Source organism: Leclercia sp. UBA2479, assembly GCF_002341985.1.
Lineage (GTDB): Bacteria > Pseudomonadota > Gammaproteobacteria > Enterobacterales > Enterobacteriaceae > Enterobacter > Enterobacter pneumoniae.
In genome coordinates, this window is sequence record NZ_DDPB01000006.1 from 365,268 (window position 1) to 391,205 (window position 25,938).

Consider the following 25,938-nt stretch of genomic DNA (forward strand, 5'->3'; position numbering starts at 1 on the left):
TTCACTAAGGCATCTCTGCTTTATGCCGGTTCCTCTGCGGCCTGACCGGTGCACGGGTGTTGACTCCCCGCTGAAATCGGCGAACCGGAGACCGGATGACAAGGGCTGGACGCCATGGATGGCGGCCAGAGGCGAAGCGAGACAGGGACGTCGAGTTGAGCCGACCGCAGGCAGGAGGTCGGGAGGTGAGCGCAGTGCGAAGCACCGATTTCGTTGCGGGGCCGTGGGGAAGGGCATCCGCCCTCAAAAACCTACTTCAGTGTGCAATCGCCGCACTGCTGCACATCGGGCAGGCGGTTACGCTGACAGCATGTACGGCGCACCAGCAAACCGTCGCGCAGAACAACGGTGCGGAAAAGGGGGTTATCGCTGCCATCAGAAAGCGAGCGGTCCATGAAACAGGCGTGACGCAATGCGTCAACGTTCTCTTCCCCCAGCAGCGGTTTCATCTCATTCAGATACCAGTTGATCAGGTAACCGGTATTGCTCCAGATGAGTTTCGCGTTTATCTGCCCGGTCTTTTCCAGCGCCTCAATGACCGGAACCAGCGCCCGCGTAATCAACACTTCCATTCGCTGCTGAGCTGAAAGCCGGGACGTCTGCTTATCCTCATGGACGTCGATCCAGAAGCAGGCGGCACGCCCGGTTTCATGGAATTCCACATGGAAATGTTCGGGAGAGACATCCAGCGCCGTATCCTGCGCAAGCAGCGCTAACATCAGCGGCGGCACCATTAGTCCGACATACCACTGCGCCCACAAAGAGAGGAGCGGCTTGTTTTCACGCGTCAGGCTGGGTTGATTACGGTAGATGTGATCCGAATAGGCGGCCAACAGCGATTGCAGCTCAACCGGACGGCGCCACTGCGCCAGGGTCATACTGCTGTGCGGGGGAGCTTCATCCAGTTTAATGAACTCCAGCAGATGCTCACGCGTCTGGGCGATGGTGTTGTGCAACGCATCCGCAAGCGCCGACCTCCCGGTGGGAAGAGGTGCGCGCCAGAGAATATTTTCAACGGCTTGTGCGGACTGTATGGCCATAAGCGGATTGGATAAAAATCTAAATGATAATGATTGCCAATCCTAACTATAGATAAAACCGATCGCAAGGGATTTTACTCCCGCCTGTGCTGACAAATGAGAAATATTACCATATGATATTGGTTATCATTATCAGTGTGCGGGACAGACTATGTTAAGCAGAGCATTGGGGAGTGGGTGGGGGATATTACTGCCGGCGATGATTATCGCCACGCTGGCCTTTGTCGATCTGCCTATGGCGATCTGGAAAGGGATTATCGTCACTGGGTTACTGCTGACATCGGTCATGATCTGGCATAAAACATTACGGCACTTTGTGTTGCTGCCATCGTGTGTTGCGCTAATCAGTGGGATGTTGGTGCTGATGATGAATCTGAAGTGAAGGGTACTGCAAGAGAGAAGGTAAGATTTGGTGCGAGGGGGGGGACTCGAACCCCCACATCCTAAGGACACTAACACCTGAAGCTAGCGCGTCTACCAATTCCGCCACCTTCGCACAGTCATCTTACTTTTTTTGATATCGCCTCGTTGGTGCGAGGGGGGGGACTCGAACCCCCACATCCTAAGGACACTAACACCTGAAGCTAGCGCGTCTACCAATTCCGCCACCTTCGCCCAGTGCGAGCAATATCAACGTGATTTATGGTGCGAGGGGGGGGACTCGAACCCCCACATCCAAAGGACACTAACACCTGAAGCTAGCGCGTCTACCAATTCCGCCACCTTCGCAAACCATCGATACTTTAAAAGTATCGTAACCACGGAGGCGCATTCTAGATGTTTTAAGAAGGACGTCAACAGAAAAATGCGTAGGGGCAGCGTGAACGGTGCAAAAATGGGCTTTAACGGTGCCCGGCTTACGCCGGGCAGGAGACGTTATTTTTTCGCCTGGCGTGTCATGATGGCGCGATAAATTTTAAACCGGCCGGTCTGGGCTAACACTTCATGGAAGCCAAAGGTTTCATCCAGGATTTTTGGATATGGCAGGAAGGCGTTCGCGACGATGCGCAGTTCGCCGCCGCTGTTCAGATGGCGCACCGCTCCACGAATCAGGGTCTGGGCCGCTTCAAGACTGGTTTCGATACCATCGTGGAAAGGCGGGTTTGAGATGATCATATCGAAACGACCATTCACGTCCGAGAAGACGTTGCTGGCGAACACTTCACCTTCAATACCATTGGCGGCAAGCGTCGCGCGGCTGGCTTCAATGGCCGGCGCGCTCACGTCACACAGGGTTAAGCGCACCTTCGGCGAATGGCTGGCAAGCACCGCGGAGAGCACCCCTGCACCGCAGCCCACGTCCAGCACTTTACCTTTGGTATGTGGCGTCAGGGTTGAAAGCAGCAGTTTGCTTCCTACGTCCAGATCGTCACGGCTGAAGACGCCCGGCAGGGTTTTGATGGTGAGCGTATCGAGGGCGTATTCTCCCCAATATTTTTCGGCATCGAACGCCGGTTTTTTGTCCAGACGGCCATGATAGAGGCCGCAACGACGGGCGCTGTCGACTTTGGTCAGCGTGACGTACTCTTCCAGCATCGGTTCGGCGCTACGCACACCGCTGCGGTTCTCGCCGACGATGAAGATATCGCAGCCCACCGGAAGCAGTGAGAGCAGGTTCATCAACTGGAACTGGGCTTCCGGCTTATTCTTTGGCCAGTAATAGATCAGGGTGTCGCAGTCAGCCACATCGTTCTGCTCCGCGACCAGGCTAAAGCGCGCACGCTCGCCCATCTGACGGCTTAAAACCTGCCAGTGGTGGTACTGCTGAGTGTGCGCTCGGCTGTCGGCACAATCGAAACGGGCAGGCAGGTCATCCTGCATATCTCCGGCAAACAGAATACGGCTTTGTTCGAAATCATCACTGTGACGCAGCAAGACTTCACTTGCCGGGGTAAATGCAGACATAGTTGTTCCTCAATAATCAGTGGCGGCGATTATAGTTGTTTGTTGGCGCAGATTCGACGAGTTTGGTATATTTGCGCGCCTGACAGACAGGAGTTTTCGCAATGACATCCCGACGAGACAGGCAATTACAGCAGCTGGGCATTACCCAGTGGGCGCTGCGCCGCCCGGCGGCATTGCAGGGCGAAATCGCCATCTCCCTCCCTGCGCATGTGCGCCTGGTGATGGTGGCAAATAATCTGCCCGCGCTGAGCGAGCCTTTCGTGACCGATGTCCTTCGCGCCCTGAAGCTGACGCCCGATGAGGTGCTACAGCTCACTCCGGAGCGCGTGGCGATGTTGCCAGAAGGGAGTCGCTGTAACAGCTGGCAGCTCGGCGTGACGGAAGCGATGGCGCTTAACGGCAGCAATCTTGCTACCCCAGCGCTGGACGAACTTAAAGCCAACCCGGCCGCCCTCAGCGCGCTGTGGCAACAAATCTGCGAACATGAACACAATTTCTTCCCTCACGACGACTGATTTAGCGCAGGCGTTTGCCATTGAAAAACGCGCCCACGCCTTTCCGTGGAGTGAAAAAACCTTCGCCAGCAACCAGGGTGAGCGGTATCTGAACTATCGCATGGATGTCGATAGCACTATGGCGGCTTTCGCCATCACGCAGGTTGTTCTGGATGAAGCGACGCTGTTTAACATCGCAGTCGATCCTGCTTTCCAGCGCCGTGGCCTGGGCAGGGCGCTGCTTGAGCACCTTATTCGCGAGCTGGAAACACGAGACGTATTCACGCTGTGGCTGGAAGTACGTGCATCGAACGTCGCCGCCATCGCCCTGTATGAAAGCTTAGGCTTCAACGAGGCGACGATTCGCCGTAACTATTACCCCACTGCAGAAGGACGTGAAGACGCCATCATCATGGCTCTACCGCTTGGATAACTAAAAAGGTTGTAAAATGAACTGGGACTGGATTTTCTTTGATGCCGACGAAACGCTGTTTACTTTCGATTCGTTTGGCGGCTTACAGCGGATGTTTCTGGATTACAGCATCACCTTTACCGCTGAGGATTTTCAGGATTACCAGGCGGTGAACAAACCTTTGTGGGTCGATTACCAGAATGGCGCCATCACTGCGTTACAGCTGCAACATCAGCGTTTTGACCTCTGGGCCGGCCGCCTGAACGTCAGCCCTGGCGTACTGAATGATGCCTTCCTTAATGCGATGGCTGAAATCTGCGCTCCGCTGCCGGGTGCCGTCTCTTTGCTGGATTCATTGAAAGGCAAAGCGAAGCTGGGGATTATCACCAATGGCTTTACAGCACTGCAGCAGATCCGCCTCGAACGCACGGGTCTGCGTGACTACTTTGATGCGCTGGTGATCTCAGAAGAGGTCGGCGTACCAAAACCGGATCCGCGTATTTTTGACTATGCGCTGGAGCTTGCCGGTAATCCGGATCGCGCCCGCGTACTGATGGTGGGCGATACCGCAGAGTCTGATATTCGCGGCGGCATGAACGCCGGGCTGGCTACCTGCTGGCTAAATGCGCACGGTCGCGCGCTGCCTGAAGGCATCGAACCGACCTGGACCGTTACCTCGTTGAGCGAACTGGAGCAGCTCCTGTGTAAACACTGATTGCCTCCCCCCCGTTGATGGGTAAAATAGCCGCAATTTTTCGTATTCATCATGCGTGGCGCTTCGCCGTGCTTACTTAGAAGATTAATTATGACGTTGTCTCCTTATTTGCAGGAGGTGGCCAAGCGCCGCACTTTTGCCATTATTTCTCACCCGGATGCCGGTAAAACCACCATCACCGAAAAGGTGCTGCTGTTCGGACAGGCGATCCAGACCGCCGGTACCGTAAAAGGTCGCGGCTCTAGCCAGCATGCAAAATCTGACTGGATGGAGATGGAAAAGCAGCGTGGTATCTCTATTACCACCTCCGTGATGCAGTTCCCCTATCACGACTGCCTGGTCAACCTGCTGGACACCCCGGGCCACGAAGACTTCTCCGAAGATACTTACCGTACTCTGACGGCGGTGGACTGCTGTCTGATGGTGATCGACGCCGCGAAAGGTGTTGAAGACAGGACCCGTAAGTTGATGGAAGTGACCCGTCTGCGCGATACGCCGATCCTTACTTTCATGAACAAACTCGACCGTGACATCCGCGATCCGATGGAGCTGATGGATGAAGTGGAGAACGAGCTGAAGATCGCCTGTGCGCCTATCACCTGGCCGATTGGCTGCGGGAAGCTGTTCAAAGGGGTGTATCACCTCTATAAAGACGAAACCTACCTCTATCAGACCGGTAAAGGCCACACCATCCAGGAAGTCCGTATCGTGAAGGGGCTGGATAACCCGGATCTGGACGCGGCGGTTGGCGAAGAGCTGGCGGCGCAGCTGCGTGATGAGCTGGAGCTGGTCAAAGGTGCTTCTCACGAGTTCGATAAAGAGCTGTTCCTGAGCGGGGATATCACCCCGGTCTTCTTTGGTACCGCGCTGGGTAACTTTGGCGTAGACCATATGCTCGACGGCCTGGTGGAGTGGGCGCCGAAGCCGATGCCACGTAAAACTGACACCCGTGAAGTGGAAGCGCAGGAGGAGAAATTCACCGGCTTCGTATTTAAAATTCAGGCCAACATGGATCCGAAACACCGTGACCGCGTCGCCTTTATGCGCGTGGTGTCCGGCAAGTACGAAAAGGGCATGAAACTGCGCCAGGTACGTATCGGTAAAGACGTGGTGATCTCCGACGCGCTGACCTTCATGGCGGGCGACCGTTCGCATGTAGAAGAGGCGTATCCGGGTGACATCATTGGTCTGCACAACCACGGTACTATCCAGATTGGCGATACCTTCACCCAGGGTGAAATGATGAAGTTCACCGGTATTCCAAACTTCGCTCCGGAACTGTTCCGCCGTATTCGTCTGCGCGATCCGCTGAAGCAGAAACAGCTGCTCAAAGGGCTGGTCCAGCTCTCCGAAGAGGGTGCGGTACAGGTATTCCGCCCTATCGCCAACAACGATCTGATCGTAGGGGCGGTGGGTGTACTGCAGTTCGACGTGGTGGTTGCCCGTCTGAAGAGCGAGTACAACGTGGAAGCGATTTACGAATCGGTCAACGTCGCGACCGCCCGTTGGGTAGAATGTGCCGATGTGAAGAAATTCGAAGAGTTCAAGCGCAAAAACGAAGTTCAACTGGCGCTGGATGGGGGTGATAACCTCACCTATATCGCGCCAACCATGGTGAACCTGAACCTCACTCAAGAACGTTATCCTGACGTACAGTTCCGCAAAACCCGCGAGCACTAATCCCCTCTCAGAGCACGGCTGCCGCCGTGCTCTGCTTAATTCCCTGCCTTATTAACTCCTTGCGGAATGTTCTTAAATCACCGCGATTTGCTTTTGGTTGTTCATTTTTTCCTCGATTCTGAAAGCGGCGTTAAAATTGTGATCTATATTTAACTCAGTGTTTAACACCGGGTGTGGATGAAAGCTCTGTTCAATGCGTGTTGATAAGTCTCTCATCCTCACCCTGTGTTCTCTCACAATATTAAAGACTGAATCTAAGGGATATTCGTCGCTCGAATAACGAGTAGATAACAGGAGTACATCGATGAATATGAAAAGTGTGAAGATTTCAAAAACCCTGCTGGCCGTCATGTTGGGCAGTGCCCTGGTAAGTGGTTCCGCGCTGGCGGAAGAAACCACCACGGACAAGGCGCAAAACAGCGCGAGCAGCGCAGGTGAAAAAATCGATAGCTCTATGAATAAAGTCGGTAATTTCATGGATGACAGTGCTATCACGGCTAAAGTTAAAGCGGCATTGGTGGATCACGATAATATCAAGAGCACCGATATCTCCGTGAAAACGGAAAAAGCTGTCGTCACCCTGAGTGGCTTCGTTGAAAGCCAGGCACAAGCCGAACAGGCTGTGAAAGTGGCGAAAGAGGTTGAGGGTGTCTCCTCAGTCAGCGACAAACTGCATGTCCGTGATGGCAAAGAGCAGGGCGTTAAAGGCTATGCAGGCGATACTGCAACCACCAGCGAAATCAAAGCTAAACTGTTAGCAGATGACATCGTTCCGTCACGTAAAGTGAAAGTTGAAACTACCGATGGCGTGGTTCAGCTCTCCGGTACGGTTGACTCTCAGGCGCAGGTAGACCGCGCTGAAAGCATCGCGAAAGCGGTTGATGGCGTGAAAAGCGTTAAAAACGACCTGAAATCGAAATAAAAAATCTAAATTCGCCCTTCTGGCTGAGGCCAGAAGGCGAGATCAGAATTACACCTGTAGATATCGCGTGAGCATCTGAGCGCTCAGATTTAGCGGTCGACATTAACTATGGTAAAGGAGAGGCTTATGTTTCGTTGGGGCATTATATTTCTGGTTATCGCGTTAATTGCCGCCGCTCTTGGTTTTGGCGGACTGGCGGGTACCGCGGCTGGCGCGGCGAAAATTGTCTTCGTTGTCGGTATTGTTCTGTTCCTGGTCAGCCTGTTCACCGGACGACGCCGTCCGTAGCAACAGCTAATCCGTAGCACGGATATACCGGAGCATCTTAAAAGCCAGTCCTTGCGACTGGCTTTTCCCGTTTGAGGAACAGGCCACGTTTGCGTTACTGTGTCCTGACACAATAATTAAAAACAGGAAGGCAGAGGTGGGTCAGCGAATTCCCGTTACGCTCGGCAATATTGCGCCGCTGGCGATAAAACCCTTTCGCCCCGGGCAGATAGCATTAGTCTGCGAAGGCGGGGGGCAGCGTGGCATCTTCACAGCAGGGGTGCTGGATGAGTTTATGCGCGCGCAATTTAACCCCTTCGATCTCTATTTCGGCACCTCTGCGGGTGCGCAAAATCTCTCTGCCTATGTCTGTAATCAGCCCGGTTATGCCCGCAAGGTCATTATGCGCTACACCACCTCGCGGGAGTTTTTTGACCCGGTACGTTTTGTGCGGGGAGGAAACCTGATCGACCTCGACTGGCTACTGGACTCTACCTCTCGTCAAATGCCGCTGGCGATGGACACCGCCGCGAGGCTGTTTGAGACCGGTAAATCTTTCTGGATGTGCGCAAGTCGCAGCGATGACTATACGCCGGGCTATTTTTCCCCACTGAAAGAGAACTGGCTGGATATTATCCGCGCCTCGAGTGCCATACCGGGTTTCTATCGCAATGGCGCCACGCTGGATGGCATTAACTATCTGGACGGCGGCGTTAGCGATGCCATTCCGGTGCAGGAGGCGGCCCGGCGTGGAGCACAGACAATCGTGGTGATCCGCACGGTTCCCTCCCAGATGTACTACACCCCCCAGTGGTTTAAGCGCATGGAGCGCTGGCTTGGGGAGAGCAGCCTGCAGCCGCTGATGAACCTCGTACATCATCATGAGACGACCTATCACGCGATCCAGCAATTCATCGATAAGCCGCCGGGAAAGGTGCGCGTCATCGAAATCTATCCGCCCAGGCCTTTAAGCAGTATGGCGCTGGGCAGTCGTCTGCCCGCGCTGCGGGAAGATTACAAAACAGGGCGCCAGTGTGGGCGTTATTTTCTTGCCACCCTCGGCAAGCTGCTGGCGGAAAGTCCACCGCTGCGCCGCCATACGCGGCTTATCCCCCCGGCTACGGTGGTGGTACCGCCTGCAACTGTGGCCAACGATGCCGTTACCACGCCGCTGGTGGATATTCCCCAGGCGAACGATACGCTGTTTGATAACGAGGATTTAGCGTGAGTTACCGCTTTGTAGACACCCATTGCCATTTCGATTTTCCCCCGTTTACTGGCGATGAGACGGCCAGCATCGAGAGGGCGGCAAAGGTGGGCGTGGAAGCGATCATCGTGCCCGCTATTCAGGCAGCGCGCTTTGAGCAGGTATTGCAATTAGTAGGCGAGCATCCGGCTCTGTATGCTGCGCTCGGCCTGCATCCTATCGTGATCGAAACCCATCAGGAGCGCGATCTGGAGGCGCTGGAAGCGGCGCTTCAGGCCAGGCCTGAAAAGCTGGTGGCCATCGGCGAGATCGGCCTCGATCTGTATCGCGCTGATCCCCAGTTTGCGCGTCAGGAAGCGATCCTCGAGGCCCAGTTAAAACTGGCAAAACGCTATGAGCTACCGGTGATTCTTCACTCCCGCCGTACTCACGATAAGCTGGCTATGCACCTTAAGCGGCAGGATCTTCCGCGTACCGGGGTGGTGCACGGCTTTGCCGGCAGCCTGCAGCAGGCGCAGCGGTTTATCGACATGGGTTACAAAATTGGCGTCGGCGGCACCATTACCTACCCGCGTGCCAGTAAAACGCGTGATGTGATGGCGCAGCTGCCACTCTCCGCGCTATTGCTGGAGACCGATGCGCCTGACATGCCGCTTAACGGTTTTCAGGGGCAACCGAATCGCCCCGAGCAGGCGGCCCGGGTCTTCGCCACTCTCTGCGAACTGCGAAATGAACCCCCAGAGGTGATCGCCGGGGCGCTGCTGGATAATACCCGCGCGCTCTTTGATCTGCCGCTCTGAAGATTGTGCCTGAGGGATCGTTATGATCCCGCTTGCGCCGATATCTTTGTCAGCGGCAGTGTGTTGTCACAACTGACCACGAAATAACGCCATTTGTGAAAATTTTATCATCCATCGATGTGATGCTAAGGTAAAATTTTCTGCACAAGCAAATATCTTTTGCCAACTCCAACAGCGAACTTCCGGCGTCATCTGCGCATAATAGATCAACGTTAAAATTGTCTCAGTCGTCTTCCACTCTACGTCTGCGCATACATTCGTGCGTGTGACGTGCACATCTTTCAGGCAGATATACACTTACAAAAAGGCTTCAGGCCGAGCGCAATAGCGATGACGGCAGATTTGTTTTACGCGACGCTCAATTTCCTCCTGTGTTAGAATTATAACAATACGCACTACGGTCTGGCATGAGCCACCTGGAGAGAGCGTGTGGCGGCTGGTTTTTAAAAACTACGCGTCTGCCTGACGTCGTCCTCAGCCGTCAGGGTGAGATTGTTTGAACTGGATCTCATTACAGTAATGCAAATTTGTATGCAGTTTTCATTAACTGTGATGAATGTCGAAGTGTATATGCGGGCGGATGTTAGAATATTCACAGACCCGCAAGGTGAAATTTTACGGCAAAGCCGTTGGAGACTGATATGACCGATTTAACCGCAAGCAGCCTGCGCGCGTTGAAACTGATGGATCTGACTACCCTGAATGACGACGACACTAATGAAAAAGTGATCGCCCTGTGTCATCAGGCCAAAACCCCGGTGGGGACTACCGCTGCCGTCTGTATCTATCCACGTTTTATCCCGATTGCGCGTAAAACGCTGAAAGAGCAGGGCACGCCGGAAGTTCGCATAGCGACCGTTACCAACTTCCCGCACGGGAACGACGACATTGAGATCGCGCTGGCCGAAACCCGCGCCGCCATTGCCTACGGTGCTGACGAAGTGGATGTGGTCTTCCCGTATCGTGCGCTGATTGCTGGCAACGAGCAGGTCGGTTTTGACCTGGTGAAAGCCTGTAAAGAGGCCTGTGCCGCGGCAAACGTGCTGCTGAAAGTGATCATCGAAACCGGCGAGCTGAAAGAAGAGGCGCTGATTCGTAAAGCGTCTGAAATCGCGATCAAAGCGGGCGCCGATTTCATCAAAACCTCTACCGGTAAAGTGCCGGTGAACGCAACCCCGGAAAGCGCGCGCATCATGATGGAAGTGATCCGCGACATGGGTGTGGAAAAAACCGTCGGCTTCAAACCGGCTGGTGGCGTGCGTACCGCAGAAGACGCCCAGCAGTTCCTCGCCATTGCCGATGAACTCTTTGGCGCAGAGTGGGCGGATTCCCGTCACTACCGTTTCGGCGCATCCAGCCTGCTGGCAAGCCTGCTGAAAGCGCTGGGTCATGGCGACGGTAAGAGCGCCAGCAGCTACTAAGTATGAATTGCCGGGTGACGCGTTGCGCTCCCGGCCTATTTTCGGGAGGTTACCGTGTTTCTCGCACAAGAAATTATTCGTAAAAAACGTGATGGTCAGGCCTTAAGCGACGAAGAGATCCGCTTCTTTATCAACGGCATTCGCGATAACACCATCTCTGAAGGGCAGATTGCCGCCCTCGCGATGACCATCTTCTTCCACGATATGTCTATGCCTGAGCGCGTGTCGCTAACCATGGCGATGCGGGATTCAGGAACGGTGCTGGACTGGAAAAGTCTTAACCTTAACGGCCCGATCGTCGATAAACATTCCACCGGCGGAGTCGGTGACGTCACCTCCCTGATGCTGGGCCCGATGGTGGCAGCCTGCGGCGGTTACATCCCGATGATCTCCGGGCGTGGCCTGGGTCATACCGGCGGTACGCTCGACAAACTGGAAGCCATTCCAGGCTTCGATATCTTCCCGGATGACAATCGCTTCCGCGATATTATTAAAGACGTTGGCGTGGCGATTATCGGCCAGACCAGTTCGCTTGCGCCAGCGGACAAGCGTTTCTACGCCACCCGCGACATCACCGCCACCGTGGACTCCATCCCGCTGATTACCGCCTCTATTCTGGCGAAAAAGCTGGCGGAAGGGCTGGATGCGCTGGTGATGGACGTGAAGGTGGGTAGCGGCGCCTTTATGCCAACCTATGAGCTCTCTGAAGCGCTTGCCGAAGCGATCGTTGGCGTCTCCAACGGCGCGGGCGTGCGTACCACCGCACTGCTGACCGATATGAACCAGGTGCTAGCCTCCAGCGCGGGTAACGCCGTCGAAGTGCGTGAAGCGGTGCAGTTCCTGACCGGAGAGTACCGTAACCCACGTCTGCTCGACGTGACCATGGCGCTGTGCGTCGAGATGTTAATCTCCGGCAAGCTTGCCAAAGACGATGCAGAGGCGCGGGCGAAGCTGCAGGCGGTGCTGGACAACGGCAAAGCGGCCGAGATCTTTGGCCGGATGGTTGCCGCGCAAAAAGGGCCAACCGACTTCGTCGAAAACTATGCCAAATACCTGCCGACGGCGACGCTCAGCAAAGCCGTGTATGCCGATACCGAAGGCTTCGTCTCAGCGATGGATACCCGCGCGCTTGGCATGGCGGTCGTCTCGATGGGTGGCGGTCGCCGTCAGGCCTCGGACACTATTGATTACAGCGTAGGTTTCACCGACATGGCCCGCCTGGGTGACAGCGTTGACGGACAGCGTCCGCTGGCAGTGATCCACGCGAAAGACGAAGCCAGCTGGCAGGAAGCGGCGAAGGCGGTGAAAGCGGCAATTTCCCTTGACGATAAAGCGCCGGAAACCACGCCAACGGTCTATCGCCGTGTCACTGAATAGCGGTATACTGATCTGATCACTCATTTTTGAAGCACTACGTACGGAGAACAATTATGAAACGTGCATTTATTATGGTGCTGGACTCATTCGGCATCGGCGCAACCGAAGATGCAGAACGTTTTGGTGACGTGGGTTCCGATACCCTGGGTCACATCGCTGAAGCCTGCGCAAAAGGCGAAGCGGACAACGGTCGTAAAGGCCCTCTGACTCTGCCAAACCTGACCCGCCTTGGCCTGGTGAAGGCCCACGAAGGCGCGACGGGCAAAATCGCCGCCGGTATGGACGGTAACGCGGAAGTGGTGGGCGCCTATGCCTGGGCGCACGAGCTCTCTTCCGGTAAAGATACCCCGTCAGGCCACTGGGAAATCGCCGGTGTGCCAGTTCTGTTCGACTGGGGCTATTTCTCCGATCACGAAAACAGCTTCCCGCAGGAGCTGCTGGATAAACTGGTTAAGCGCGCTAACCTGCCGGGTTACCTTGGTAACTGCCACTCTTCCGGTACCGTGATTCTGGACCAGCTTGGCGAAGAGCATATGAAAACCGGTAAGCCGATTTTCTATACCTCCGCTGACTCCGTGTTCCAGATTGCCTGCCACGAAGAGACGTTTGGCCTGGATAAACTTTACGAGCTGTGCGAAATCGCCCGTGAAGAGCTGACCGAAGGCGGCTACAACATTGGCCGCGTCATCGCGCGTCCGTTTATCGGCGACAAAGCGGGTAACTTCCAGCGTACCGGCAACCGTCACGATCTGGCCGTTGAGCCACCGGCACCGACCGTGCTGCAAAAACTGGTCGACGAGAAAGATGGCCAGGTGGTTTCCGTGGGTAAAATCGCAGATATCTACGCCAACTGCGGCATCACCAAAAAAGTGAAAGCCACCGGTCTGGACGCGCTGTTTGATGCCACCATCAAAGAGATGAAAGAGGCGGGCGATAAGACCATTGTCTTCACTAACTTCGTAGACTTTGACTCCTCCTGGGGTCACCGTCGCGACGTTGCAGGCTACGCCGGTGGGCTGGAGTTATTTGACCGTCGTCTGCCTGAGCTGATGGAGTTGGTGGGTGAGGACGACATTCTGATCCTGACCGCCGACCACGGCTGTGACCCGACCTGGACCGGTACCGACCACACCCGTGAGCACATTCCGGTGCTGGTGTACGGCCCGAAAGTGAAACCAGGCTCTCTGGGACACCGTGAAACTTTCGCGGATATTGGCCAGACCATCGCGAAATACTTTGGTACGTCCGACATGGAATATGGCAAGGCCATGTTCTGATGTGACAGGGGTGCGGCCTGATGCCGGCACCCCGGCCCTCGCACATAATAAACAAGGGTGCGGTCTGATGCCCTCACCCCAACCCTCTCCCACAGGGAGAGGGAAAATCTCAATGAAAAGGAACTGAAAGATGGCAACTCCTCACATTAATGCAGAAATGGGTGATTTCGCTGACGTCGTATTGATGCCGGGCGACCCGCTGCGCGCTAAGCACATTGCTGAAACTTTCCTGGAAGATGTGCGTGAAGTGAACAACGTTCGCGGCATGCTCGGCTTCACCGGTACCTATAAGGGCCGCAAAATCTCTGTTATGGGTCACGGTATGGGCATCCCATCCTGCTCCATCTACACCAAAGAGCTGATCACCGATTTCGGCGTGAAGAAGATCATCCGTGTGGGCTCCTGCGGCGCCGTGCGTATGGACGTTAAGCTACGCGATATCGTCATCGGTATGGGTGCCTGCACCGACTCCAAAGTCAACCGTATGCGTTTCAAAGATCACGACTTTGCCGCCATCGCGGACTTCGATATGGTGCGTAACGCGGTAGACGCGGCGAAAAACCTGGGCGTGGATGCGCGCGTGGGCAACATCTTCTCCGCAGACCTGTTTTACTCTCCGGACGGTGAAATGTTCGACGTGATGGAGAAGTACGGCATTCTGGGCGTGGAAATGGAAGCGGCGGGCATCTACGGCGTCGCGGCGGAATTTGGTGCAAAAGCGCTGACCATCTGCACCGTGTCTGACCACATCCGTACCCACGAGCAGACCACTGCTGCTGAGCGTCAGACCACCTTTAATGACATGATTAAAATCGCGCTGGAATCCGTTCTGCTGGGCGATAAAGCCTAATCATCTCGTCCTCCCTCTCCCTTTGGGAGAGGGCTGGAATGCGGTTATCAGACCGCCCGTTACCGTACTGCCCGCGCAATCCATGTCGATAACTCCCGCAACTCTTTCTCTTGCTCCGGGAAATCCCCTAACAACGCATCGCACGCCTGCTGCAGGATATCGGCCCGGTACAGACAGCCCTGTAAACGCGCCGCCAATGCTTCCAGCGGGGCCGGATTCAGGCTATCGGTAAAGACCTGCGTGCGGGTGATATGCCCTTTTTCAACATCGAAATGCAGCTCTACGCCGCCCCAGGTAAAGCGCTCATCCAGCAGATGTGAGAATGCCGGCGCCTGGCCGAAATTCCACTCCCAGCTGCTCTGGCGCGCAAAAGTCTCAGCGAAATTGGGCAGATCCGGCGTTTTGTCTGGTGAGATGACTTCTGCTTCCACGCGCTCGCCGTAATAGGCGAAAAACGCCTCGCGCACGGCGTCGCAAATCTGCTGATGAGTGATCCCCGGCAGCAGCTCCACCAGATTCGCCACGCGGCCACGCACCGAGGTAATCCCCTTAGCCTGTAGCTTTTTCTTGTCCGGATTGAGGTAATTTGCCAGACGGCTCAAATCGGCATTCAATAGCAGCGTGCCGTGGTGGAAGCCCCGATCTTTGGTCTCCCGGTAGGCAGAGCCGGACACTTTGCGGTCGCCCTCCGCGGTTTTCACCACCAGATCGTTACGACCCGAGGCTTCTGCCGTCACGCCCAGCGAATTGAGCGCATTGAGCACGATGGCGGTCGAGATCGTTTTGTCATACTCCGGTTTACCCGCCATAAAGGTAAAGCAGGTGTTACCCAGGTCGTGAAACACCGCGCCGCCGCCGCTGCTCCGGCGCGCCAGGCGCACGTTGTCCTCTTCCATGCGCCGGGTGTTGCACTCCTTCCAGGGGTTTTGCGCCCGACCAATGACCACCGTATCGGCGTTACGCCACAGGAACAGCACGCGCTGGGTGGCGGGCATCTGGCGGAAGATGCACTCTTCCACCGCAAGGTTAAACCAGGGATCGTATGAATCTGAGATAAGCAGGCGTAATGTAGACATGCAGATTTCCTTTTCTGAAAGGGGAGTCAACTGTACCACTACTCTTTCTTTTCGCTCTCTTCCTCTTCCGGCACCGATTTACTGGCGGTCAGCAGGAAGGGCGATTGTTGCCAGCGGGTACGTTTCCCTTGCAACAGGGTTCGCGTCAGCACCACGCCGATTGCCAGCGACAGCAGCAACATCAGGCGCAGAATGTTAGTGGTGTTATCCACCTGCTTGGCCTCGGTTGCCAGCGTGTGGGTATCGAGGGTCAGGCGCAGGTAACCCAGCGGACCGTTTTTGCCCTGGATCGGCTCAACAATCTGCTGGTTAAAATATCCGCCCGCTTTTTTGCCATCCAGCGCCAGTCGGTCACGCACCTCGACGTGCTCGCCGGAGCGGGCAACCAGTTCGCCAGATTCGTCGTAAATGCTGGCATCCAGAATGCGGCTCTCTTCGGTTAACACCCGCAACACCTGGCTGATACGTTTTTCATCGGGCGTTTCGGTACGCATCATCGGGGCGACATTCAACGATACCTGTCGCGCCAGTGTGCGGGCCAGCTCTTCAAGCTGGGGATTCCGTTGTCGTTGATGGTTCTGGCTGAACCACGACGCTCCCTGCATCAACGCCACTAACAGGGCGAGACAGGAGAGGACAATCACGGCACGGTGAAGCCGGAATTTCAGTTTTGCGCGAGCCATATTCCACCTGCTGAAAATTTTCGGCTTAATGTTGCCAGAAGTGATGGTTACAAGGTAGCCTCATGCGTTATTTTCCCCCTGGATGATTCCCGGCGCGAACGATTTTACAGGAGCTTTAATGCCAAACATTACCTGGTGCGACCTGCCTAATGATGTCTCTCTCTGGCCAGGGTTGCCGCTCTCTCTTAGTGGCGATGAGGTAATGCCACTGGATTACCACGCTGGCCGTAGCGGCTGGCTGCTGTACGGACGCGGCCTGGATAAACAGCAACTGACGAAATATCAGCGCAAGCTGGGCGCGGCGATGGTTATCGTTGCGGCCTGGTGCGTAGAAGATTATCAGGTCATCCGTCTGGCGGGCTCCTTAACGCAGCGCGCCACGCGCCTGGCACATGATGCCGGGATGGACGTTGCGCCGCTGGGGAAAATCCCGCATCTGAAAACGCCGGGCCTGCTGGTGATGGATATGGATTCAACGGCTATCCAGATTGAGTGTATCGACGAGATCGCCAAACTGGCGGGGACCGGCGAAATGGTGGCAGAAGTCACTGAGCGCGCGATGCGCGGTGAGCTGGACTTTACCGCCAGCCTGAAACAGCGCGTAGCCACCCTGAAAGATGCCGATGCCAATATCCTGATGCAGGTGCGTGAAACGCTGCCGCTGATGCCAGGGTTGACGCAGTTAGTGCTCAAGCTGGAGACGCTCGGCTGGAAAGTGGCTATCGCGTCTGGCGGCTTTACCTTCTTCGCTGACTATCTGCGCGATAAACTGCGTCTTGACGTGGTGGTGGCGAACGAACTGGAGATCCGGGACGGTAAACTCACCGGCCAGGTGATCGGTGATATCGTGGATGCCCAGTACAAAGCGAACACCTTGCTGAGTCTGGCAGAGAAATACGCCATACCCTTCGAGCAAACCGTGGCTATCGGCGACGGCGCGAACGATCTGCCAATGATTAAAGCGGCAGGGCTGGGCGTGGCATACCATGCCAAGCCAAAAGTTAATGAAAAGACGGAAGTGACTATCCGTCATGCTGACCTGATGGGGGTGTTCTGCATCCTCTCCGGTAGCCTGAATCAGAAATAACGAGGTAAACCGTGGCGAAAGCTCCAAAACGCGCATTTGTCTGTAATGAATGTGGTGCGGATTATCCGCGCTGGCAGGGGCAGTGCAGCGCCTGTCATGCCTGGAACACCATCACCGAAGTGCGTGTGGCCGCTTCGCCAACCGTTGCCCGCAACGAGCGCCTGACGGGCTATGCGGGTAATGCGGGCGTTTCGAAGGTCCAGAAGCTGTCTGAAATCAGCCTGGAAGCGCTGCCGCGTTTCTCTACCGGTTTCAAAGAGTTTGACCGCGTGCTGGGCGGCGGCGTTGTGCCGGGAAGCGCCATTCTGATTGGCGGAAACCCGGGCGCCGGGAAATCCACGCTGCTATTACAGACGCTGTGCAAACTGAGCGAACAGATGAAAACCCTGTACGTCACCGGGGAAGAGTCGCTGCAGCAGGTGGCAATGCGCGCCCACCGCCTGGGTCTGCCCACCGGCAACCTGAACATGCTGTCGGAAACCAGCATCGAGCAGATCTGCATGATCGCTGATGAAGAGCAGCCTAAGCTGATGGTGATCGACTCCATTCAGGTGATGCACATGGCCGATGTCCAGTCCTCGCCGGGCAGCGTGGCCCAGGTGCGTGAAACCGCAGCCTACCTGACGCGCTTTGCCAAAACGCGGGGTGTGGCCATTGTGATGGTGGGCCACGTGACCAAAGATGGCTCGCTGGCCGGCCCAAAAGTGCTTGAGCACTGTATCGACTGTTCGGTACTGCTGGATGGCGACGCCGATTCCCGTTTCCGTACTCTGCGCAGCCATAAAAACCGCTTTGGCGCGGTCAATGAGCTGGGGGTCTTTGCCATGACCGAACAGGGGCTGCGTGAAGTGAGCAACCCGTCGGCCATCTTCTTAAGTCGCGGCGATGAAGTGACCTCTGGCAGTTCGGTGATGGTGGTCTGGGAAGGGACCCGTCCGCTGCTGGTGGAGATTCAGGCGCTGGTGGATCACTCCATGATGGGCAACCCGCGCCGCGTGGCGGTGGGGCTTGAGCAAAACCGCCTGGCCATTCTGCTGGCGGTGCTGCACCGTCACGGTGGCTTGCAGATGGCGGATCAGGATGTCTTTGTCAACGTCGTGGGCGGCGTGAAGGTCACTGAGACCAGCGCTGACCTTGCATTGTTGCTGGCGATGGTCTCGAGCCTGCGTGACAGGCCGCTGCCGCAGGATCTGGTGGTCTTTGGTGAAGTGGGGCTGGCCGGGGAGATTCGCCCCGTACCGAGCGGCCAGGAGCGTATCTCCGAGGCCGCAAAACATGGCTTCCGTCGGGCCATTGTGCCGGCAGCCAACGTACCGAAAAAATTGCCTGAAGGGATGAAAGTCTTCCCGGTTAAAAAACTCTCTGATGCGTTAAGCGTTTTTGACGACTTATAATTATGCATTCGATGTTGCAGGAGGCACCGTAATTTATGTCGTCATTTGACTATATCAAGACCGCGATTCGCCAGAAGGGCTGTACGTTACAGCAGGTGGCGGAAGCCAGCGGCATGACCAAAGGCTACCTAAGCCAACTGCTTAACGCCAAAATCAAAAGCCCCAGTGCGCAAAAACTTGAAGCGCTGCACCGTTTTCTGGGGCTCGAATTCCCGCGCCTTCAGAAGAACATCGGGGTGGTGTTCGGCAAATTTTACCCCCTGCATACGGGCCATATCTATCTGATTCAGCGCGCCTGTAGCCAGGTGGATGAGCTGCACATCATCATGGGCTACGACGATAAACGCGACCGTGAGCTGTTTGAGGCGAGTGCGATGTCCCAGCAGCCGACGGTGTCGGATCGTCTGCGCTGGCTGCTGCAGACCTTTAAGTATCAAAAAAATATCCGTATCCACGCTTTCAACGAAGAGGGGATGGAGCCGTATCCCCACGGCTGGGACGTCTGGAGTAATGGCATCCGGGCGTTTATGGAAGAGAAGGGGATTCAGCCGAACTCGATCTACACCTCTGAAGAGTCTGACGCATCCCAGTATCTGCAGCATCTGGGAACCGAAACGGTGCTTATCGATCCTAAACGGACGTTCATGAACATCAGCGGCGCGCAGATCCGCGAAAACCCGTTCCGCTACTGGGAGTACATTCCCACCGAGGTTAAGCCATTCTTCGTGCGTACCGTGGCGATTCTGGGCGGTGAGTCGAGCGGTAAATCGACGCTGGTGAACAAGCTGGCAAACATCTTTAACACTACCAGCGCATGGGAGTACGGGCGGGATTACGTCTTCTCACATCTGGGCGGTGACGAGATGGCGCTGCAGTATTCTGATTACGATAAAATTGCGCTTGGGCATGCCCAGTACATTGATTTCGCGGTGAAATATGCCAATAAGGTCGCTTTCATCGATACCGATTTCGTTACTACTCAGGCGTTCTGTAAAAAGTACGAAGGGCGCGAGCACCCGTTCGTACAGGCGCTGATTGATGAGTATCGCTTCGACCTGGTGATCCTGCTGGAGAACAACACGCCGTGGGTTGCAGACGGTATGCGTAGCCTCGGCAGTTCTGTGGACAGGAAAGAGTTCCAGACCATGCTGGTGGAGATGCTTAACGAAAATAACGTTGAGTTTGTGCACGTTGAAGCGTCGGATTACGACACCCGTTTCCTGCGCTGCGTAGAGCTGGTGAAGGCGATGATGGGGGAGCAGGGGTAGATTGCCACCCCTCACCCTAACCCTCTCCCACAGGGAGAGGGGATCGTTCAGAGTCGTCTTTTCGCCTTTGCTTACAGGGTGAGTAGCCTATCACCTCCCTCTCCCTCTGGGAGAGGGTCGGGGTGAGGGCAGCAGACCGCTCAATACGCCACCACCACTTTCCCGCGCATATGCCCCTCCAACACTTTACGGTGCGCCTCAGTGATGCTCTCTACGCTCAGACCATGCAGCGTCTCGCTGAGGGAACTCTCCACCACACCTTCATCCACCAGCTTCGCCACTGCGTTTAAAATCTCGCCCTGACGAGCCATATCTGCGGTCTGGTACATGCTGCGGGTATACATAAACTCCCAGTGCAGGGCGGCGGATTTGGACTTCAGCTTGTCCTGATTCAACGGATGCGCGTTCTCAACGATGGTACAGATATGCCCCTGCGGCGCAATCAGCTCACTGACTGCATCCCAGTGGCCATCGGTATCATTAAGAATAAAGATGTAATCGACGAAGTTAATCCCCTGTTTCGCCAGCTCACCTTTTAGATCGCGGTAGTTCACCACCATATCCGCACCGCGATCCCGACACCACTGCGCGGAATCCTCACGCGATGCGGTGGCAATCACCTTCACCTTGCTGTTGTGCTTCGCAAACGGGATCGCCAGCGAGCCGACCCCGCCCGCGCCACCGATAATCAGCAGCGTTTTATCCGCGTCGGCATCCTGCACGTTGAGTCGTTCAAACAGTCCCTCCCAGGCGGTGAGTGCCGTCAGGGGCAGGGCGGCAGCAGCAGCCCAGTCGAGGCGGGTGGGTTTATGGCCAACAATGCGTGCATCAATCAGCTGGTGCGTAGTGTTGCTGCCTGGACGGGTAATATCGCCGGCATACCAGACCTCATCACCTTCTTTAAAACCCGTGACGGCGCTTCCTGCGGCTTTGACTATGCCGCTGGCATCCCAGCCGAGAATACGCGGTTCCTGTAGGCCGTTTTTAGCTATCCCGGCATGGACTTTGGTATCGACCGGGTTAATGGAGACGGCCTTCACTTCAACCAGGAGATCGTGCTCACCAGGCTGCGGCATCGGCGGGGTGATTTCAATAAAAGCGGCGGGGTTCGCTGGGTTAACGGCAATGGCTTTAACTGACATGGTGATCTCCTCATTGGAATGCGCTGTGTTGAGGCTAGTCTATTAAGCCATCAGTTGCGTGATAAGATGGACAATCAAGAACGAAGTGTTCGCATAAGGTGAACAATCATGTTTAAACAGCTGCAGGATATGGCGCTCTTTGCGCTGGTAGCGGAGTTGGGCAGCTTTACCTCGGCTGCGCTAAAGGCGGGTCTGCCGAAGTCGAGCGTCAGTCAGCGCATTAGCCAGCTTGAGCAGCAGGTAGGGATCCGCCTGCTCAACCGAACGACCCGCAAACTCAATCTGACGTTTGCCGGGGAGCATTACCTGATTCACTGTCGGGAGATGCTTGCCGCCAGTGAACGCGCCGAGTATGCCATTCAGCGGCTACGGGATAACCCCAGCGGGCGGCTGCGCATCACCTGCCCGGCGGGTCTCGGCGCGACGTTGCTGGCCCATTTGAATGCCGAATTTCAGCGCCGCTATCCGGACGTTTCGCTGGATGTGTCCATCTCTGATGACGTGGTGGATTTGGTTGAGTCGGGCTTTGACGTCGCGTTGCGCACCGGCAAGCCGCAGGACTCCTCCCTGATTGGCCGCATGATTGGCCACTGTCCTCGTTACATGCTGGCCTCGCCGGACTATCTGGCGAGTCGGGCTCCGCTCACCCATCCCAGCCTGCTTGTAGAGCACCGCTGTATTACTCATAAAGCCTGGTCAGAGTGGTTGCTGCAAAGAGAGAGCGAGGATTACCGCTATCTGCCGGATAATGCCCATCTGACCGATAACCTGGTCTACGCCCGGGAGTGTGCTATCGCCGGGGCCGGGATCACGCTGCTTCCCGCGTTCCTGCTGGAAGATAAGATTGAGACAGGGGCGCTGGTAAAGGTGCTGCCGGAGTGGAACGTCGAGGGAAACGACCTGTGGCTGGCCTATCCGAGCCGCAAACTGAACTCGCCTGCGCTAATGAGTTATATCGAGTTTGCAATGCAGTTTGATGAGGTGAAGCGGTTTTACGTGGGGGTGTGAAAAAGGGGCCTGATGCCCTTCCCACGGGGAGCGGGGACAAATATAAAAAACGGCAACCGAAGTTGCCGTTTTGCTTTTATTTCGCGATACGCTTGTACTTGATACGCTTTGGCTCCAGCGCATCAGCGCCCAGCGTGCGTTTCTTGTACTCTTCGTATTCGGTGAAGTTACCTTCGAAGAACTCCACTTTACCCTCGTCCTGGTAGTCCAGAATGTGGGTCGCGATACGGTCGAGGAACCAACGGTCGTGCGAGATAACCATCGCGCAGCCCGGGAACTCCAGCAGGGCGTTTTCCAGCGCGCGCAGGGTTTCGATATCCAGGTCGTTGGTCGGTTCATCGAGCAGCAGCACGTTTCCGCCTACCTGCAGCAGTTTCGCCAGGTGCAGACGACCACGCTCACCACCGGAGAGCTCGCCCACGCGTTTACCCTGGTCGGTGCCTTTGAAGTTAAAGCGGCCAACGTAGGCGCGGCTTGGCATCTCGGTGTTGCCGATACGCATGATATCCAGACCGCCGGAGACTTCTTCCCACACGGTTTTACTGTTATCCATCGCGTCACGGAACTGGTCAACGGAGGCCAGCTTCACGGTCTCACCCAGGGTGATAGAGCCGCTGTCAGGCTGTTCCTGACCGGACATCATGCGGAACAGGGTGGATTTACCCGCGCCGTTCGGACCGATGATGCCGACGATCGCCCCTTTCGGCACGGAGAAGCTCAGATCGTCAATCAGCAGGCGGTCGCCGTAGGATTTACGCAGGTTGCTGACTTCCACCACTTTATCCCCCAGACGTGCTCCAGGCGGAATAAACAGTTCGTTGGTTTCGTTACGTTTCTGGTATTCGGTGTTGTTCAGCTCTTCGAAGCGTGCCAGACGGGCTTTACCCTTAGACTGACGGCCTTTCGCACCCTGACGCACCCACTCCAGCTCTTTCTCGATAGACTTGCGACGCGCCGCTTCAGCAGAGGCTTCCTGCGCCAGACGCTGGTCTTTCTGCTCCAGCCAGGAGGAGTAGTTACCTTCCCATGGAATACCTTCGCCACGGTCCAGCTCCAGGATCCAGCCCGCCACGTTGTCGAGGAAGTAACGGTCGTGGGTAATGGCCACGACGGTACCTTCAAAGTCGTGCAGGAAGCGTTCCAGCCAGGCCACGGATTCTGCATCCAGGTGGTTAGTTGGTTCGTCGAGCAGCAGCATGTCTGGTTTTTCCAGCAGCAGGCGGCACAGCGCCACGCGGCGGCGTTCACCACCGGAAAGCTTCTCGACCTTCGCATCCCAGTCTGGCAGACGCAGGGCATCCGCCGCACGCTCCAGCTGCACGTTCAGGTTATGGCCGTCGTGCGCCTGAATGATCTCTTCGTACTTGCCCTGCTGAGCAGCCAGCTTGTCGAAGTCCGCATCGGGCTCGGCGTATTTTGCGTACACCTCGTCCAGCCCTTTGAGAGCGTTAACCACTTCGGCAACCGCCTCTTCCACGGATTCACGTACGGTGTGTTCCGGATTCAGCTGCGGCTCCTGCGGCAGGTAGCCGATCTTGATGCCAGGCTGCGGACGGGCTTCGCCTTCGATGTCTGTATCGATGCCGGCCATGATGCGCAGCAGGGTGGACTTACCGGCACCGTTGAGACCCAGAACCCCGATTTTCGCGCCCGGGAAGAAGCTCAGCGAGATATTTTTGAGAATATGACGTTTCGGCGGTACGACTTTGCCGACACGATGCATGGTATAAACGAATTGAGCCACGTTGGACTTCGCCTCTTTTATCGTGATGAGAATAGCTGCGAAGTGTAGCCTTTTTCCCGCCCTAATCCCAGCCACCGACGCCTGGAGTGTTAAAACGCGCAGAAAAGGTAAAAAAGTGTCCGCAACGTGGCGCGCTGCCGGATGCCTGGTTAGCATAAGTGGGTGACGCTTTTACGCGGCAAGATGCTGCATTTAATGATGAATCAAGAGGAAGAGCTTGTGGAAAAAGCCAAACAGGTGGTCTGGCGTCTGCTGGCTGCCAGCGTATGCGTGATGACGATAAACCACGTGGCTCGCGCCGATTCACTGGATGAACAACGTAACCGCTATGCGCAGATCAAGCAGGCCTGGGACAGCCGCCAGATGGACACCGTCCAGGCGCTGATGCCCAGCCTCAAAGACTATCCGCTGTATCCCTACCTGGAATATCGTCAGCTGACTGACGATTTGATGAACCAGCCGACCGTCGCCGTCGCCAATTTCATCCAGGCCAACCCAACGTTGCCGCCTGCGCGTACTCTGCAGTCACGTTTTGTGAATGAACTGGCGCGCCGGGAAGACTGGCGCGGGTTGTTGGCCTTCAGCCCGGAAAAACCGGGCACCACAGAAGCACAGTGCAACTACTACTACGCCAAATGGGTTACCGGTCAGCAGGACGAGGCCTGGGCGGGGGCGAAAGCGCTGTGGCTGTCCGGAAAAAGCCAGCCAAACGCCTGTGATTCCCTCTTCGGCGCCTGGCGTGCCTCCGGCAAACAAGATCCGCTGGCCTGGCTCGAACGCATTCGCCTGGCAATGAAAGCTGGCAACACCCGTCTGGTGACCACCCTTGCCGGGCAGATGCCGTCGGAGTATCAAACTATCTCCTCTGCGGTTATCCAGTTAGCGAACAATCCAGACACGGTGATGGATTTTGCCCGCACGACCGGCGCGACCGATTTCACGCGTCAGATGGCGGAGGTGGCCTTTACCAGCGTGGCGCGGGAGGATGCGGAAAACGCCCGCCTGATGATCCCGTCGCTGGCAGAGGCACAGCAGCTCAACGAGGAGCAGACGCAAGCGCTACGGGACATCGTTGCCTGGCGTTTGATGGGCAATGATGTTACCGATGAACAGGCACGCTGGCGTGATGATGCCATCATGCGTTCGAACTCTACCTCGCTGGTGGAGCGCCGTGTCCGTATGGCGCTGGGAAGCGGCGATCGCCGGGGATTGAATACCTGGCTGGCGCGTCTGCCAATGGATGCGAAAGAGAAAGACGAGTGGCGTTATTGGCAGGCCGATCTGCTGATGGAGCGTGGCCGGGAGGAAGAGGCGAAGACGATCCTGCATTCCCTGATGCAGCAGCGCGGTTTCTATCCGATGATCTCCGCTCAGCGTCTTGGTGAAGAGTACACCTACAAGATCGATAAAGCGCCGACAACGATCGACCCGGCGCTGGTGCAGGGGCCAGAGATGGCGCGCGTACGCGAGTTAATGTACTGGAACCTGGATAATACCGCGCGCAGTGAGTGGGCCAATCTGGTGACCAGTCGTACCCAGGATGAAAAAGCGCAGCTGGCCCGCTATGCCTTTAACAATCACTGGTGGGATCTTAGCGTGCAGGCCACGATCGCCGGCAAGCTGTGGGATCATCTCGAGGAGCGTTTCCCGCTGGCCTATAACGATCTCTTTGCGCAGTACGTCACTGGCAAAGCGATCCCACAGAGCTACGCGATGGCGATCGCCCGCCAGGAGAGCGCCTGGAATCCAAAAGTACGTTCGCCGGTAGGTGCCAGTGGCCTGATGCAGGTGATGCCCGCCACGGCGACGCATACGGTGAAGATGTTTAATATCCCGGGTTACAGTAGCTCTGCGCAGCTGCTGGAGCCGGAGATGAATATCAATATCGGCACCAGCTATCTGCAGCATGTTTATGAGCAGTTTGGTAACAACCGTATCTTCGCCTCAGCGGCCTATAATGCCGGTCCTGGACGCGTACGCACCTGGCTGAATAACAGCGCCGGGCGTATTGACGCGGTCGCCTTCGTTGAAAGCATTCCGTTCTCTGAAACCCGCGGCTATGTGAAAAACGTGCTGGCTTATGATGCCTACTATCGTCACTTCATGGGGCAGAAAGATACCCTGTTGAGTGAGAGTGAGTGGCAGCGACGTTACTGATCGCGGTGGGTT

At 56.1% G+C, this 25,938-nt stretch carries 24 protein-coding genes and 3 tRNA genes; 18 read left to right on the forward strand and 9 right to left on the reverse strand.

The window, feature by feature from the left end; translation table 11 throughout:
• Positions 1-251: 251 nt before the first annotated feature.
• A complete protein-coding gene (gene fhuF / locus B3B59_RS06660; protein WP_046886516.1) occupies positions 252-1,040 on the reverse strand; it encodes a siderophore-iron reductase FhuF in 789 nt (262 codons plus the stop codon).
• A 151-nt stretch (positions 1,041-1,191) separates the two neighbouring features.
• On the opposite strand from fhuF, the gene B3B59_RS06665 reads away from it, so the two are divergent.
• Positions 1,192-1,422, forward strand: coding sequence for a DUF1435 domain-containing protein (locus B3B59_RS06665; RefSeq protein ID WP_040077286.1), 231 nt, complete (start codon positions 1,192-1,194; stop codon positions 1,420-1,422).
• Positions 1,423-1,450: 28 nt separating this feature from the next.
• Here B3B59_RS06665 and B3B59_RS06670 read toward each other — a convergent pair.
• The 4 genes from B3B59_RS06670 to rsmC all read right to left on the reverse strand — a co-directional run bounded on the left by B3B59_RS06670 (position 1,451) and on the right by rsmC (position 2,945).
• Positions 1,451-1,536: transfer RNA gene (locus B3B59_RS06670), tRNA-Leu, on the reverse strand.
• 33 nt (positions 1,537-1,569) lie between these two features.
• Positions 1,570-1,655: transfer RNA gene (locus B3B59_RS06675), tRNA-Leu, on the reverse strand.
• A gap of 28 nt (positions 1,656-1,683) precedes the next feature.
• Positions 1,684-1,769: transfer RNA gene (locus B3B59_RS06680), tRNA-Leu, on the reverse strand.
• Between the two features lie 147 nt (positions 1,770-1,916).
• Positions 1,917-2,945, reverse strand: a complete 1,029-nt coding sequence (rsmC, locus tag B3B59_RS06685) for a 16S rRNA (guanine(1207)-N(2))-methyltransferase RsmC (RefSeq protein ID WP_040077285.1) — start codon at positions 2,943-2,945, stop codon at positions 1,917-1,919.
• 101 nt (positions 2,946-3,046) lie between these two features.
• Here rsmC and B3B59_RS06690 point away from each other — a divergent pair, with 101 nt between their 5' ends.
• The 12 genes from B3B59_RS06690 (at position 3,047) to deoD (ending at position 14,367) form a co-directional block, all read left to right on the forward strand.
• Positions 3,047-3,460: a DNA polymerase III subunit psi gene (locus tag B3B59_RS06690; protein WP_040077284.1), complete on the forward strand. Its 414-nt coding sequence runs from the start codon at positions 3,047-3,049 to the stop codon at positions 3,458-3,460.
• Positions 3,429-3,872 (forward strand): ribosomal protein S18-alanine N-acetyltransferase, encoded by a 444-nt coding sequence (gene rimI, locus B3B59_RS06695; protein ID WP_040077283.1) that lies wholly within the window; start codon positions 3,429-3,431, stop codon positions 3,870-3,872. The genes B3B59_RS06690 and rimI overlap by 32 nt, the downstream gene beginning before the upstream one ends.
• A gap of 16 nt (positions 3,873-3,888) precedes the next feature.
• Positions 3,889-4,566: a pyrimidine 5'-nucleotidase gene (gene yjjG / locus B3B59_RS06700; RefSeq protein WP_040077282.1), complete on the forward strand. Its 678-nt coding sequence runs from the start codon at positions 3,889-3,891 to the stop codon at positions 4,564-4,566.
• Positions 4,567-4,656: 90 nt separating this feature from the next.
• A complete protein-coding gene (gene prfC / locus B3B59_RS06705) occupies positions 4,657-6,246 on the forward strand; it encodes a peptide chain release factor 3 (protein ID WP_046885054.1) in 1,590 nt (529 codons plus the stop codon).
• 304 nt (positions 6,247-6,550) lie between these two features.
• Positions 6,551-7,168 carry a molecular chaperone OsmY gene (osmY, locus tag B3B59_RS06710; protein ID WP_046885053.1) on the forward strand — a complete coding sequence of 206 codons (618 nt, stop codon included), beginning with the start codon at positions 6,551-6,553 and terminating at the stop codon, positions 7,166-7,168.
• A 126-nt stretch (positions 7,169-7,294) separates the two neighbouring features.
• Positions 7,295-7,456 carry a DUF1328 domain-containing protein gene (locus B3B59_RS06715; RefSeq protein ID WP_046885052.1) on the forward strand — a complete coding sequence of 54 codons (162 nt, stop codon included), beginning with the start codon at positions 7,295-7,297 and terminating at the stop codon, positions 7,454-7,456.
• A 136-nt stretch (positions 7,457-7,592) separates the two neighbouring features.
• On the forward strand, positions 7,593-8,663 hold the full coding sequence (locus tag B3B59_RS06720) for a patatin-like phospholipase family protein (RefSeq protein ID WP_046885051.1): 1,071 nt from the start codon (positions 7,593-7,595) through the stop codon (positions 8,661-8,663).
• Entirely contained in the window at positions 8,660-9,442 is a 783-nt protein-coding gene (locus B3B59_RS06725; RefSeq protein WP_040077278.1) for a TatD family hydrolase, read from the forward strand. Before B3B59_RS06720 ends, B3B59_RS06725 begins: the two co-directional genes overlap by 4 nt.
• 641 nt (positions 9,443-10,083) lie before the next feature.
• Positions 10,084-10,863 carry a deoxyribose-phosphate aldolase gene (gene deoC / locus B3B59_RS06730; protein WP_040077277.1) on the forward strand — a complete coding sequence of 260 codons (780 nt, stop codon included), beginning with the start codon at positions 10,084-10,086 and terminating at the stop codon, positions 10,861-10,863.
• Between the two features lie 54 nt (positions 10,864-10,917).
• Complete coding sequence (deoA, locus tag B3B59_RS06735; protein WP_040077276.1) at positions 10,918-12,240, forward strand: thymidine phosphorylase; 1,323 nt, start codon at positions 10,918-10,920, stop codon at positions 12,238-12,240.
• A 53-nt stretch (positions 12,241-12,293) separates the two neighbouring features.
• Positions 12,294-13,517, forward strand: a complete 1,224-nt coding sequence (deoB, locus tag B3B59_RS06740; protein ID WP_040077275.1) for a phosphopentomutase — start codon at positions 12,294-12,296, stop codon at positions 13,515-13,517.
• Positions 13,518-13,647: 130 nt separating this feature from the next.
• Positions 13,648-14,367, forward strand: a complete 720-nt coding sequence (deoD, locus tag B3B59_RS06745; RefSeq protein WP_040077274.1) for a purine-nucleoside phosphorylase — start codon at positions 13,648-13,650, stop codon at positions 14,365-14,367.
• A gap of 59 nt (positions 14,368-14,426) precedes the next feature.
• Here the strand turns inward: deoD and lplA are convergent, their stop codons facing one another.
• Both lplA and B3B59_RS06755 read right to left on the reverse strand, forming a co-directional pair.
• Positions 14,427-15,443 carry a lipoate--protein ligase LplA gene (gene lplA, locus B3B59_RS06750; RefSeq protein ID WP_040077273.1) on the reverse strand — a complete coding sequence of 339 codons (1,017 nt, stop codon included), beginning with the start codon at positions 15,441-15,443 and terminating at the stop codon, positions 14,427-14,429.
• A 38-nt stretch (positions 15,444-15,481) separates the two neighbouring features.
• A complete protein-coding gene (locus B3B59_RS06755) occupies positions 15,482-16,126 on the reverse strand; it encodes a YtjB family periplasmic protein (RefSeq protein WP_040077271.1) in 645 nt (214 codons plus the stop codon).
• Between the two features lie 118 nt (positions 16,127-16,244).
• Between B3B59_RS06755 and serB the strand changes: the two genes are divergently transcribed.
• Genes serB through nadR form a run of 3 tightly spaced genes read left to right on the forward strand, consistent with a single transcriptional unit; the run spans position 16,245 to position 19,875 of the window.
• Positions 16,245-17,213, forward strand: coding sequence for a phosphoserine phosphatase (serB, locus tag B3B59_RS06760; RefSeq protein WP_286808471.1), 969 nt, complete (start codon positions 16,245-16,247; stop codon positions 17,211-17,213).
• Positions 17,214-17,224: 11 nt separating this feature from the next.
• Complete coding sequence (gene radA / locus B3B59_RS06765) at positions 17,225-18,607, forward strand: DNA repair protein RadA (RefSeq protein ID WP_046885038.1); 1,383 nt, start codon at positions 17,225-17,227, stop codon at positions 18,605-18,607.
• A 35-nt stretch (positions 18,608-18,642) separates the two neighbouring features.
• Complete coding sequence (gene nadR, locus B3B59_RS06770) at positions 18,643-19,875, forward strand: multifunctional transcriptional regulator/nicotinamide-nucleotide adenylyltransferase/ribosylnicotinamide kinase NadR (RefSeq protein WP_040077267.1); 1,233 nt, start codon at positions 18,643-18,645, stop codon at positions 19,873-19,875.
• A 140-nt stretch (positions 19,876-20,015) separates the two neighbouring features.
• On the opposite strand, the gene B3B59_RS06775 is transcribed toward nadR, so the two are convergent.
• Positions 20,016-21,017 carry a zinc-binding alcohol dehydrogenase family protein gene (locus B3B59_RS06775; protein WP_040077266.1) on the reverse strand — a complete coding sequence of 334 codons (1,002 nt, stop codon included), beginning with the start codon at positions 21,015-21,017 and terminating at the stop codon, positions 20,016-20,018.
• Positions 21,018-21,125: 108 nt separating this feature from the next.
• Here B3B59_RS06775 and B3B59_RS06780 point away from each other — a divergent pair, with 108 nt between their 5' ends.
• Positions 21,126-22,025 carry a LysR family transcriptional regulator gene (locus tag B3B59_RS06780; protein WP_286808472.1) on the forward strand — a complete coding sequence of 300 codons (900 nt, stop codon included), beginning with the start codon at positions 21,126-21,128 and terminating at the stop codon, positions 22,023-22,025.
• A 76-nt stretch (positions 22,026-22,101) separates the two neighbouring features.
• Here B3B59_RS06780 and ettA read toward each other — a convergent pair whose 3' ends face one another.
• Positions 22,102-23,769: an energy-dependent translational throttle protein EttA gene (gene ettA, locus B3B59_RS06785; protein ID WP_040077264.1), complete on the reverse strand. Its 1,668-nt coding sequence runs from the start codon at positions 23,767-23,769 to the stop codon at positions 22,102-22,104.
• A 219-nt stretch (positions 23,770-23,988) separates the two neighbouring features.
• On the opposite strand from ettA, the gene sltY reads away from it, so the two are divergent.
• Entirely contained in the window at positions 23,989-25,926 is a 1,938-nt protein-coding gene (gene sltY / locus B3B59_RS06790; protein ID WP_233802041.1) for a murein transglycosylase, read from the forward strand.
• Positions 25,927-25,938 lie beyond the last annotated feature (12 nt).

What these genes read in the sequence shown, in the direction of transcription:
- fhuF (WP_046886516.1), bottom strand. Translation starts at nt 1,040, where the DNA reads ATGGCCATACAGTCCGCACAAGCCGTTGAAAATATTCTCTGGCGCGCA.
- B3B59_RS06665 (WP_040077286.1), top strand. Translation starts at nt 1,192, where the DNA reads ATGTTAAGCAGAGCATTGGGGAGTGGGTGGGGGATATTACTGCCGGCG.
- rsmC (WP_040077285.1), bottom strand. Translation starts at nt 2,945, where the DNA reads ATGTCTGCATTTACCCCGGCAAGTGAAGTCTTGCTGCGTCACAGTGAT.
- B3B59_RS06690 (WP_040077284.1), top strand. Translation starts at nt 3,047, where the DNA reads ATGACATCCCGACGAGACAGGCAATTACAGCAGCTGGGCATTACCCAG.
- rimI (WP_040077283.1), top strand. Translation starts at nt 3,429, where the DNA reads ATGAACACAATTTCTTCCCTCACGACGACTGATTTAGCGCAGGCGTTT.
- yjjG (WP_040077282.1), top strand. Translation starts at nt 3,889, where the DNA reads ATGAACTGGGACTGGATTTTCTTTGATGCCGACGAAACGCTGTTTACT.
- prfC (WP_046885054.1), top strand. Translation starts at nt 4,657, where the DNA reads ATGACGTTGTCTCCTTATTTGCAGGAGGTGGCCAAGCGCCGCACTTTT.
- osmY (WP_046885053.1), top strand. Translation starts at nt 6,551, where the DNA reads ATGAATATGAAAAGTGTGAAGATTTCAAAAACCCTGCTGGCCGTCATG.
- B3B59_RS06715 (WP_046885052.1), top strand. Translation starts at nt 7,295, where the DNA reads ATGTTTCGTTGGGGCATTATATTTCTGGTTATCGCGTTAATTGCCGCC.
- deoC (WP_040077277.1), top strand. Translation starts at nt 10,084, where the DNA reads ATGACCGATTTAACCGCAAGCAGCCTGCGCGCGTTGAAACTGATGGAT.
- deoB (WP_040077275.1), top strand. Translation starts at nt 12,294, where the DNA reads ATGAAACGTGCATTTATTATGGTGCTGGACTCATTCGGCATCGGCGCA.
- deoD (WP_040077274.1), top strand. Translation starts at nt 13,648, where the DNA reads ATGGCAACTCCTCACATTAATGCAGAAATGGGTGATTTCGCTGACGTC.
- lplA (WP_040077273.1), bottom strand. Translation starts at nt 15,443, where the DNA reads ATGTCTACATTACGCCTGCTTATCTCAGATTCATACGATCCCTGGTTT.
- B3B59_RS06755 (WP_040077271.1), bottom strand. Translation starts at nt 16,126, where the DNA reads ATGGCTCGCGCAAAACTGAAATTCCGGCTTCACCGTGCCGTGATTGTC.
- serB (WP_286808471.1), top strand. Translation starts at nt 16,245, where the DNA reads ATGCCAAACATTACCTGGTGCGACCTGCCTAATGATGTCTCTCTCTGG.
- nadR (WP_040077267.1), top strand. Translation starts at nt 18,643, where the DNA reads ATGTCGTCATTTGACTATATCAAGACCGCGATTCGCCAGAAGGGCTGT.
- B3B59_RS06775 (WP_040077266.1), bottom strand. Translation starts at nt 21,017, where the DNA reads ATGTCAGTTAAAGCCATTGCCGTTAACCCAGCGAACCCCGCCGCTTTT.
- B3B59_RS06780 (WP_286808472.1), top strand. Translation starts at nt 21,126, where the DNA reads ATGTTTAAACAGCTGCAGGATATGGCGCTCTTTGCGCTGGTAGCGGAG.